At 30.8% G+C, this 10,941-nt stretch carries 10 protein-coding genes and 1 tRNA gene; 8 read left to right on the forward strand and 3 right to left on the reverse strand.

Going from position 1 to position 10,941, the window contains the following annotated elements; translation table 11 throughout:
* The 8 genes from ACMUOV_RS00360 to ACMUOV_RS00395 all read left to right on the forward strand — a co-directional run.
* On the forward strand, window positions 1-298 hold a 298-nt coding region (locus tag ACMUOV_RS00360), incomplete at its 5' end, for a hypothetical protein (RefSeq protein ID WP_413852677.1).
* 207 nt (window positions 299-505) lie between these two features.
* Entirely contained in the window at window positions 506-1,138 is a 633-nt protein-coding gene (locus tag ACMUOV_RS00365; RefSeq protein ID WP_413852678.1) for a regulatory protein RecX, read from the forward strand.
* A gap of 16 nt (window positions 1,139-1,154) precedes the next feature.
* Window positions 1,155-2,711, forward strand: a complete 1,557-nt coding sequence (gene purH, locus ACMUOV_RS00370; protein ID WP_413852680.1) for a bifunctional phosphoribosylaminoimidazolecarboxamide formyltransferase/IMP cyclohydrolase — start codon at window positions 1,155-1,157, stop codon at window positions 2,709-2,711.
* Window positions 2,712-2,809: 98 nt separating this feature from the next.
* Window positions 2,810-4,783: a phospholipase D-like domain-containing protein gene (locus tag ACMUOV_RS00375; protein WP_413852682.1), complete on the forward strand. Its 1,974-nt coding sequence runs from the start codon at window positions 2,810-2,812 to the stop codon at window positions 4,781-4,783.
* A gap of 96 nt (window positions 4,784-4,879) precedes the next feature.
* Complete coding sequence (gene clpB, locus ACMUOV_RS00380; RefSeq protein ID WP_413852684.1) at window positions 4,880-7,546, forward strand: ATP-dependent chaperone ClpB; 2,667 nt, start codon at window positions 4,880-4,882, stop codon at window positions 7,544-7,546.
* 20 nt (window positions 7,547-7,566) lie between these two features.
* The gene (gene kdsA, locus ACMUOV_RS00385; protein WP_413852686.1) at window positions 7,567-8,397 is read left to right on the forward strand and encodes a 3-deoxy-8-phosphooctulonate synthase; all 831 of its coding nucleotides are present in this window, start codon (window positions 7,567-7,569) and stop codon (window positions 8,395-8,397) included.
* Window position 8,398: 1 nt separating this feature from the next.
* On the forward strand, window positions 8,399-8,602 hold the full coding sequence (locus tag ACMUOV_RS00390; RefSeq protein ID WP_413852688.1) for a hypothetical protein: 204 nt from the start codon (window positions 8,399-8,401) through the stop codon (window positions 8,600-8,602).
* On the forward strand, window positions 8,602-9,129 hold the full coding sequence (locus ACMUOV_RS00395; RefSeq protein WP_413852690.1) for a KdsC family phosphatase: 528 nt from the start codon (window positions 8,602-8,604) through the stop codon (window positions 9,127-9,129). The genes ACMUOV_RS00390 and ACMUOV_RS00395 overlap by 1 nt, the downstream gene beginning before the upstream one ends.
* Before the next feature lie 114 nt (window positions 9,130-9,243).
* Here the strand turns inward: ACMUOV_RS00395 and ACMUOV_RS00400 are convergent, their stop codons facing one another.
* The 3 genes from ACMUOV_RS00400 to ACMUOV_RS00410 all read right to left on the reverse strand — a co-directional run bounded on the left by ACMUOV_RS00400 (window position 9,244) and on the right by ACMUOV_RS00410 (window position 10,940).
* Window positions 9,244-9,978 (reverse strand): metallophosphoesterase family protein, encoded by a 735-nt coding sequence (locus ACMUOV_RS00400; RefSeq protein WP_413852691.1) that lies wholly within the window; start codon window positions 9,976-9,978, stop codon window positions 9,244-9,246.
* Between the two features lie 24 nt (window positions 9,979-10,002).
* Window positions 10,003-10,842 carry a DUF4032 domain-containing protein gene (locus ACMUOV_RS00405; RefSeq protein ID WP_413852693.1) on the reverse strand — a complete coding sequence of 280 codons (840 nt, stop codon included), beginning with the start codon at window positions 10,840-10,842 and terminating at the stop codon, window positions 10,003-10,005.
* A 20-nt stretch (window positions 10,843-10,862) separates the two neighbouring features.
* Window positions 10,863-10,940: transfer RNA gene (locus ACMUOV_RS00410), tRNA-Leu, on the reverse strand.
* Window position 10,941 lies beyond the last annotated feature (1 nt).

The following is a 10,941-nucleotide window of genomic DNA, read 5'->3' on the forward strand; positions in this document are numbered from 1 at the left end:
TATCGCTATAAAAAATATTTTTATATTTATATTTATTCTTTTATCAATAAATGAAAATAAAAAATCCGCAAAAAATATCGGAACTAAAATCATTGAAATCAAACCGATTTTTGCCCAAAATGAAATTACTGTCAAATCCACGGTTCCGTATATTTTTGCAAAACAAAAAAGCCACATTGAAACGGATAAGGAAAGTATAAAAAAGTTTTTTGTTATTGAAGTTTTTGTATTTTTCAAAAATACAAAAACCGCAACAAAAAACGTAAATATTGATGATGAATATAAAATCAGTTCATAAAGTGTATGCATTTATGCAAAAATTATATTAAAAAACAATTATGTTTTCAACAGAAAACACAAAAAAATTTTAAAGTAATTTTTAGTATTAAAGCCGAAAAACTTTAAAACAACAATAAACATCACAAAACTTTAATAAAACAAAGAAAAAAAACTATACATTGCTGTATTAAAATGCTAAAATATTTTTTTTGCAGGGATTGTTTCGATGATAAAAATTTTCAAAATTATAAAATATCCTAAAATAAAAAATTATTTTAAAGTTATTTTTGATAATGGTTCTGCCGTGTTACTTGATGCAGAAACGATAGTTTTGTTCGGGTTAAAAAACAACTTATCGGTTGACAAAGATACTTTCGAAAAAATATTAAAACATAATAATTCAAACAAAATATCAAGTTATGCATTTTATTTAATATCGCATAAGTTATACAGCAAAAAAGGTTTAACCGATAAGTTGTTACAAAAGGGTTTTCAAATTGAAGATATTGAAAAAACGATAGCCCGACTTTGTGAATTGAATTATATAAACGATGAAAATTTTGCTAAAGAACTTGTTAAATATTTAACAAGCAAAGGGAAAGGTCCTTTTTATATAAAAAACGAACTTAAACAGCACAATATAGACGATGAAATAATTTCAAAAATTTTAAATATCACACAGCAGGAGCAGGAAACATATTTGCAAATTATGAATATAATGAAAAAGAAATATCCGAAATTTAACGGAACCGATAAAAATGAAACAAGAAAAATTGCTATGTATTTTCAAAGAAGAGGTTTTTCTTCAAGTGATATAGCAAAAGCTTTTAGAGAATTTGAAAACAACAATTTATATTAAATTAAGGAGAATAAAAATGGCAACCGCATTATTAAGTGTTTGTAACAAAACGGGAATTGTTGAATTTGCAAGAGAATTGAAATCTTTGGGATACAACATAATTTCAAGCGGAGGAACCGCAAAAAAATTAAAAGAAAATTCAATAGATTGTAAAGAAATATCAGATGTTACCGGCTTTCCGGAAATGCTTGACGGCAGAGTAAAAACGTTAAATCCGAAAATCCACGGCGGTATACTTGCAAGAAGAGATATTCCCGAGCATATAAAACAGTTGAAAGATTTGGGAATAGAAACAATAGATATTGTTGCCGTAAATTTATATCCGTTTGAAGAAACGGCAAAAAAAATACAAAAGCCGGAAGATAAAAAAATATCACAGGATATAATAGAAAACATTGATATCGGAGGAGTTACACTTATAAGAGCTGCTGCAAAAAATTATAAAGACGTATTGATAGTATGTTGTCCGGATGATTATTCAACGGTTATCAATAATTTAAAGAGTAAAACAATTGATGAAAATTTAAAACTTGAACTCGCCGGTAAAGCTTTCAGACATACCGCATATTATGACGGATTAATATCAAATTATTTATCTTATGAACAATTTCCTTCACAGGCAGGTGTTCCGTTAAAAAAGATTGCTTCTTTAAGATACGGTGAAAATCCTCATCAAAAGGCAGCTTTATACAGTTTCGGCAATGAAGAAAATTCGTGCGGAGTAATATCTGCAAAACAATTGCACGGCAAAGAACTTTCATATAATAATTATTTGGATTTGGAAGCTGCCTGGCGGCTTGTCCACGAGTTTGACAAACCGGCATGCGCAATAATAAAACACAACAATCCTTGCGGATGTGCCGAAGGAAAAGATGCAAAAGATGCTTACATGAAAGCATTGGCATGCGACCCGGTAAGTGCTTTCGGAGGGATAATAGCATTTAATTTACCTGTTGATAAAAATGTTGCCGAAGAAATTTCAAAACTTTTTGTTGAATGTGTTGTTGCTTGCAATTTCACACAAGATGCCTTGGATATTTTAACACAAAAGAAAAATATAAGGTTACTAAAACAACCTAACAAATATGTAAAGCCGTCAGTTTCAACCGAATACAGAATGTTAACCGACGGAATGCTTGTACAAGAAAGAGACGAAAAGTTGTTGAATGAAATAAAAACCATAACGAAGAAACAACCTACCGAACAAGAAACGGAATCTTTACTTTTTGCTTGGAAAATTTGTAAACATGTAAAATCAAATGCGATTATTCTTGTTCGCGGAACACAAGCCGTCGGAATAGGTGCAGGACAAATGAGCAGAATAGACTCTTTAAATATTGCAATTAAGAAAATGAAAGAAGCAAAATTTGAAACAGACCAAACAAAGTATCCTTTGGTGCTTGCTTCCGATGCATTTTTCCCGTTTCCCGATGTAGTTGAAGCCGCTTCAAAAGAAAATGTTACCGCTATTATACAACCCGGCGGTTCAATAAGAGACGATTTATCAATAGATTTATGTAACAAAAAAAATATTGCAATGCAATTTACGTCAATGAGACATTTTAAACATTAAAAATTGCTTCGCAATTTTTAATGTTTAATGTAAAATGCACAATGTAAAAAATTTTGTTACTTTGCAAAAAAACAATAATTTATACATTCTGTTTTATTATGTTCAAATTCCATATAAAATATTTTTTAACGTTTTTTTTAATTTTATTATTCTTGCCTTATTCTTATGGTAAAAGTGTAAAAATAGATTTGGCAAAAATTGCAAATTATACGGTTAATCCGAAAAGAGTTTTTGTTATAAAAAACAAATTATTTATAGATTATGATTTGCATAATTTATATCTCACCGTAAAAATTCCAAAGCACGCCGAAACGCATAAAATAAAAAGGTTAAAATTGGATGCCGAAAAAATTATAAAAAAAGAAGATAAAATTGAAGAAATTAAAGTTTTATCCGATGAAATTTATCAGAAAATAATAAGTGAACTTAATGCTCAATATGATATTGAAAAAGAACTCCTTGAATATGAATATCAAACCGAATTGGGAGAAACAAAGAAATTAAAAGCGGAAATCAACCTTCCGGACAAAAGCACAAATATCAAAAAAAATTTAAAAGCGGAAAAGAAATTAGACAAACAAAATGCGGAAACTTTATTTAATAATTTTATAGAAATTACAAAAAAGCATTCGGATAATAACGGCAAACTTTTTATTCTGTCCAAAAATATAAACAATATCGTTTATTTATACGTTGATACCGATAACAAAACAGTAATTCCTTTAATACTGCCTCCTTATCAAAAAGCGGAAACAAATAATAATTTTTTTGTTGAGACCGGTGATTTTTTATATTCTTTTATAATAAAAAATCATATCGTTCCGATAGTAAAGTCACCTTTTACATCCGTTTACAGACTTTTTTCAACAGCTTCTTCAACTTTAAATGCTTTTACACCGAATATCAACGAAAATTTTTATTCGGATTCTTTCCAAAACGAATCCGACACAATGGACTTGAACGATTTTAACAAGTTTTTGGATGAAGAATTGGAAACGAAAGAATTTAAAGCAAACGTGAAATTATTTATTGACGGTGAAGATTTTTTTAATAATTTTATCGATTCTTTAAAACTTGCAAAACACTCCGTATTTATAGAAACATATATTTTTAAAACAGACAGTTTTGCAACCGAAATTATAAATCTTTTAAAAGAAAAATCAAAAAGCACCGATATAAGAGTATTGATAGATAATTTCGGAAGTTTAAGTAATAAAAAAATTCAGGACCCCATTATAAAAAACGATGATAATGATAACGATATAGTTAAAACTTTAAAACAAAATTCTAATATAAAAGTAAGACTTCACCCTGATACCTGGCTGATTTCCGACCATAGAAAAATTTTTTTAATAGACAGAAAAAAAGCATATATCGGCGGTATGAATATAGCAACCGAATACAGATATACATGGCATGATTTGATGGTATCTTTGGAAGGTCCTATAGTTTATCCCATAGCCAAAATGTTTTATAAAGTATGGTCATTTTCGGGACTTGGCGGTGATTTTGCCGTTGCGTACAGAAGTTTATTTACAAAATCAAAAGTAAAAGAACAAATATATGATGATAATATGATTAACGTTAGAATTTTAACCACAAATTCAACTGATTATCAAATATATGATGCTCAATTGGAAGCCATAAGAAGAGCCAGGAAAAGAATTTATATAGAAAACCCTTATTTTACGGAAAAAACTTTAGTTGAAGAATTGGTTTTTGCAAAAAGAAGAGGAGTTGACGTAAAAATAATTTTTCCTGCGGTAAACGATATGGTTCTTTATGATAAAATGAATTTAAAGATAGCAAATTATTTTATAGAAAACGGAATAGAAGTATATTTATATCCGAAAATGGCACACGTAAAAGCTGCAATTTATGATGATTGGGCATGTTTAGGCAGTGCAAATTTCAATAAGCTCAGCATGTTTAAAAACAGAGAAATAAATATTGCTTTTTACGATAAAAAATTAGTAGATGAACTTTTAGAAAAACTTTTTATAAAAGATTTTGAAGTTTCTCAAAAATATGAAGAACCCGTAGATATACCTGTTATTTACTATCTGATGTAATTTACCACTTGACAAAATTTTTATTTTGTGTTATATTAGCACTCAGCAGCAAAGAGTGCTAATTTCAATATAATTGGAACAAAGGAGGAACACAAAATGAATATATCAAAATTTACAATAAAATCGCAAGAGGCGCTTGCGGATATGCAGGATATTGCAACACAATACGGTAATCAGGAAATTACACCCGAACATTTATTGTATGCCTTACTTAAACAGGAACAAGGCATCGTCGGAACTATTATAAAAAAATTATCCGCGGTTGAACAGGATTTAAAACCTTTAATAGAAAATGATGTTTTAAAACTTATCGAAGCCAAACCTAAAGTTCAAGGTGCAACTCCATATTTATCGCAGGATTTAAACAAAATATTTACCGTTTCGGAAAAAATAGCCAAAGATTTAAAAGATGAATATGTTTCAACCGAACATATTTTTCTTGCAATTATAAGTTTTGCCGATTTACAGGCAACTAAAATTTTAAATAAATACGGGATAACTCAGGATAAGGTTTTAAATTCTCTTGTTTCTATAAGAGGTTCCAACAGAGTTACCGATCAAAACCCGGAAGATAAATATCAGGCACTTGAAAAATACGGTAAAGATTTAACCGCACTTGCCAAAAAAGGCAAACTTGACCCTGTTATAGGAAGAGATGAAGAAATAAGAAGAAGTATTCAGGTTTTATCAAGAAGAACAAAAAACAACCCGGTTTTGATAGGTGAACCGGGTGTAGGTAAAACTGCAATTGTCGAAGGGCTTGCACAAAGAATAGTTTCCGGTGATGTTCCCGAAACATTAAAAGACAAAAAAGTTATAGAACTTGATTTAGGTTCATTAATAGCTGGTGCAAAATTCAGAGGAGAATTTGAAGACAGATTGAAAGCCGTTTTAAAAGAAATTCAGGCGGCACAAGGCAGAATAATACTTTTTATAGATGAAATACATACCATTGTAGGTGCCGGTGCAACAGAAGGTGCAATGGATGCAGGTAATATGTTAAAACCGTTACTTGCAAGGGGAGAATTGAAACTTATAGGTGCCACAACACTTGACGAATACAGAAAATATATAGAAAAAGACAAAGCACTTGAAAGAAGATTCCAAACCGTTTATACCGGTGAACCTTCGGTAGAAGATACCATTGCAATACTTAGAGGCATTAAAGAGAAATATGAAGTTCACCACGGTGTAAAAATAAAAGATTCCGCTTTGGTTGCCGCAGCTACACTAAGCTCAAGGTATATTACCGACAGGTTTTTACCGGATAAAGCAATAGATTTGGTAGACGAAGCAGCAAGTAAACTAAGAATGGAAATTGATTCTATGCCTGTTGAACTTGACAGTGTTGAAAGAAAAATAAGGCAACTTGAAATAGAAAAACAAGCCGTTAAAAAAGATTCCGATCCGGCTGCAAAAGAACGTCTTTCCGCAATAGAATCGGAAATTGAAAAATTAAAAAATTCTTCAAATGAAATGAAAGTTCACTGGCAAAAGGAAAAAGAAACTATTTCTTCAATAAGAAAATTAAAAAAAGAAATAGAGCAATTAAAAACCGATGAACAAAAAGCCGAAAGAGCGGGTGATTTAAACCTTGTTGCAGAAATTCGTTACGGTAAAATTCCGAAAATTCAAGCCGATTTAGACAGCCAAAACAAAAAACTTAACGTATTACAAAAAGATAAAAAAATGTTAAAGGAAGAAGTTGACGAGGACGATATAGCCGGTGTTGTAGGTAAATGGACCGGTATTCCCGTATCAAAAATGATGGAAGGAGAAACGCAGAAACTGCTTAAAATGGAAGAAAGGTTACATGAAAGAGTTATCGGGCAAAACGATGCGGTGGAAGCAATTGCAAATGCCGTCAGAAGGTCCCGTTCGGGAATTTCCGACCCTAACAAACCTATGGGCTCGTTTATGTTTTTAGGCCCTACCGGTGTCGGTAAAACCGAACTTGCAAAAGCCTTGGCGGATTTTTTATTTGATGACGAAAAAAATATTGTCAGAATTGATATGAGCGAGTATATGGAAAAACATTCAGTATCAAAACTTATAGGTGCACCTCCCGGATATGTAGGTTTTGAAGACGGCGGTCAACTTACCGAAGCCGTCAGAAGAAGACCGTATTCGGTAGTTTTGTTTGACGAAATAGAAAAGGCACATCCCGATGTATTTAATATAATGTTACAGTTGCTTGATGACGGCAGACTTACCGACAGCAAGGGAAGAACGGTGGATTTTAAAAATACTGTCATTATCATGACATCAAATGTCGGCTCGCAATATATTCAGGACAGTATAAATTTTGATAAAGATAAAATAGGTTTTGAAAAAGATAAAAAGAAAAAGGAACCGATTAAAGAAAATTTTGACTACGAACAAATAAAAAAGAAAATAGACAGCGAACTTCATCTTCATTTTAAACCGGAATTTTTAAACAGAATAGATGAAATAATAATTTTCAGACGGCTTGAAAAACAAGATATGTCAAAAATTATAGATATTCAATTAAAAACAATTTTGAAAAGATTAGCCGACAAAAAAATATCTATTGAGCTTACGGACAAAGCAAAAGAATTCCTTGCAGAAAAAGGTTATGAACCGGCATTCGGTGCAAGACCTTTAAAAAGAGCATTGCAAACTTATTTGTTAAATCCGTTATCTTCACAAATAATTGCAGGAAATTTTGCCGAAGGCAATAAAATTAAAGCGGATTTATCAAAAGATAAAAAAGAGCTTGTTTTTGTGAATTTTTCTTCATAATATTGTATAATAAAAGGGCTATGAAAAATTTTCAGTTAAAAATAAGAAAAAACTTAATAATATCGAATGATTTACCGTTATCAGTTATTGCAGGGCCTTGTGTTATTGAAAGCAAAAAACAAGCTTTTGAGACGGCAATAAAATTAAAATCCGTTTGTGAGCACTTAAAAATAAATTTTATTTTTAAGTGCTCTTATGACAAAGCCAACAGATCTTCAATTAATTCTTACAGAGGTCCAGGATTGGAAAAAGGTCTTAAAATTTTAAAAGAAATAAAAGAAACTCTAAATATTCCGGTTTTAACCGATGTTCATTGCAGTTACGATGTTAAACCTGTTGCCGAAGTTGTTGATATTATACAAATACCCGCTTTTTTATGCAGGCAAACAGACCTTATAGCTGCTTGTGCCAAAACAAATATCCCCGTCAATATAAAGAAAGGTCAGTTTTTAGCGCCACAGGATTGCGAACAGATAATAAACAAAATAAAATTTTTTAAAAACAATAAAATATCTCTTACCGAAAGAGGTTCAAGTTTCGGTTACAGGAACCTTGTTGTGGATTTTAGAGCAATAGAAATAATGAAACAAACCGGATACCCCGTAATTTTTGATGCAACACACAGTGTCCAAAAACCCGGAGGGTTAGGCAATGCAAGCGGAGGCGACAGACAGTTTGTTACGGCTCTTGCAAAAGCGGCCTGTGCAATAGGTGTTGCAGCTTTATTTTTGGAAGTTCATAAAAACCCCGACAAGGCACTTTCCGACGGAGCAAACAGTGTAAATTTTAAAATGTTTGAAGATATTTTAAAACAGGTTATACCCATAGATAAATTGGTAAAGAGAAAATAATATGGATAATGAAATAAAACAAGAAACAAAAAATTCAATTTGGCAACCTAATTTAAAATGGTTTTTAAAAGTTTTGGCAATTATGTATATTTTAATAATAATTGCATTTTTTACCGTAAACTTTTTATTAAAACCGTATATGAGAGAAATTCCTAAACAAATAACTCCGTGGTTGGATAAACCTGTTATTCAGGAACAGAAATAATGGCAAATTATTCAAGTAAAATTTTAAAAGCGGCAAAAGGTATTAAACTTATAGCAAGTGATATTGACGGTGTATTAACCGCAGGTGAAATTATTTTACTTCCTGACGGTAACGAATTGAAAATATGGAACGTTAAAGACGGTGCCGGAGTAAGTTTAATAAAAAAGAATTTGTCGGACATAAAATTTGTTTGGATAACGGCAAGAAAATCAAAACAAGTTGAATTAAGAGCAAAAGAATTAAAAATAGATTTACTTATACAAAATTGCAGAGATAAAAAAAGTGAAATTTTAAAAATTGCAAAAAAATACAATATTGACATTTCTTCCGTTGCCTACATAGGCGATGATATTATAGATTTACCCGTATTGAAAATTGCAGGGCTGTCTGCCTGCCCGAATGATGCCGTTGAAGAAGTAAAAAAAGTTTCAAAATATGTTTCAAAATATTGCGGCGGGAAAGGCGCTTTTAGAGATATTTGTAATTTGATTTTAAAAGCACAAGACGGCAAATTTACGATAGCTTAGAAACTGAAAGCTGAAAGTTTAACAATAACGGCAATAACCGTATTGCTTCACCGGTCACCTCGGCTGACACAAAGAATAAATTTCCGCCGGAAACGAAACGATAAAAATTTCAATTTAATAATCCGCTAAATTTTGAATATTTGATACAACTTTAATATCGTTATCATTTATATTTATTATATGAAAGCCGTAAGTGTTTACAACCAAAGTGTTGTCATGTTTTGTAATTTGAGAATTTGTTTGTCCTTCAAAATGAACATGACCGTGCAACCAAAGAACAGGTTTTATTTCGTCAACAAATTTTTTAAAACTTGTAAAGCCCTGATGGCACAAATCCTGTTTATCGTGTATATCTTTTATGGGGGCATGAGTTACAACTATAACATCTTTACGTTTCCTTTTAAATAAACAATCAAAAAAACGAATTAATTTTATCTTTGATTTTATTTTATCTACTGTTTTTGACATCTCTTTTTGAGTATATTGAAAACCGCCTTTATTATATCTTAAAGACCCTTCAAAACCGACAAAAATAAAATCATTAAAATTTTCAATTCTTGAATGGATATTGATTCCGCCTGATGTTATATACTTATCATGAGAAAAAAAATCAAACAATTTATTATCCAAATAATTTCCGGGTATATCTTTTTCCGGAGATAAAAACTGATGGTTACCTTCAACAAAAAAAAGAGGTTTTTTTAAATTATCAACCAAAAATTCCAAATATTGTTTTGAAACGTCACCACAGGAAACAATTAAATCTATATTTTGAAGAAATTGCATATTCTTCAAAACACATGCCTGTAATTTTGAATCATCTTTATCAGAAACGGCAAGAATTTTCATTAAATAACCCGATAAATATTTTTTTTACTTAACCAAATGTTTTAACAAATCTTTAAAAATCGGAGGTATAATGTTAAATAATTTTTTATTTTTAAATTTTTCGGCAAAATCCTGTGCGGTATAATCAAACCCGACATCATGCCCTGCCTGTTGGCTTAAAAAATATTTATGACGTTGAATCCATACATATAAGTCCGTATATGTTCTGTGAGGAAATTTTGACAATATATCTTCTTTTTCAATAAGATTGACGGCAGGTAAAAATATTTGTGCATACCATGTATATGACGAATAAATTTTTGATTTCCTTGAAAGTTCACCTTTGTTATATTGTTTTTTAAAATCTTCTATTTCCTGGTTTAACGTCGCATAACTTTTAAGCTCGGTAACAGTTAACGGTTTTATTAAAATATTATTATTCAAATATGTGCTTTTTTCAAAAGAATAAGCTTCCAATTTAATCAGAAAATTTTTGGTACTTTCACTGCCGAATATATATTTGGTATTAGGCGACAATTCAAAATTAAATTGAACCTCCGTTACATCGGCATCAATATATTTTGCATTTAATTCATTTTTTGCAATTGCAACACGGTGATGGCCGTCAATTATAAAGTAATTATCCAATATTTGATAAACTTGAATAGGCGGTAATATTCCGCCTTCGGTCATAATTTTTTTGATTCTTTCATATCTTGTGGTTAAAACATCCCTTTTAGGAAGTAAGTTTTCGGTAAAATCAAAATATCTGCCTAAACTGCCTATTATTTTGTCTATTTCAATTGCCAAAACACCTTTGTTTTTGAAAGTATAATTTTTAAGATTTTGTTCTATAGATGAAAAATCAAGAAGAATATGTTCCATAAATTTACCGAAAAAAAATATGGGTAGAGAGGGAATTGAACCCTCACGGCTCTTGCGAGCCTCAGGATTTTAAGTCCTGTGCGTCTGCCAGTTCCGCCA

Origin of the sequence: Candidatus Ruminimicrobium bovinum, assembly GCF_902760015.1 — a bacterium.
Taxonomy (GTDB): domain Bacteria; phylum Elusimicrobiota; class Endomicrobiia; order Endomicrobiales; family Endomicrobiaceae; genus Ruminimicrobium; species Ruminimicrobium bovinum.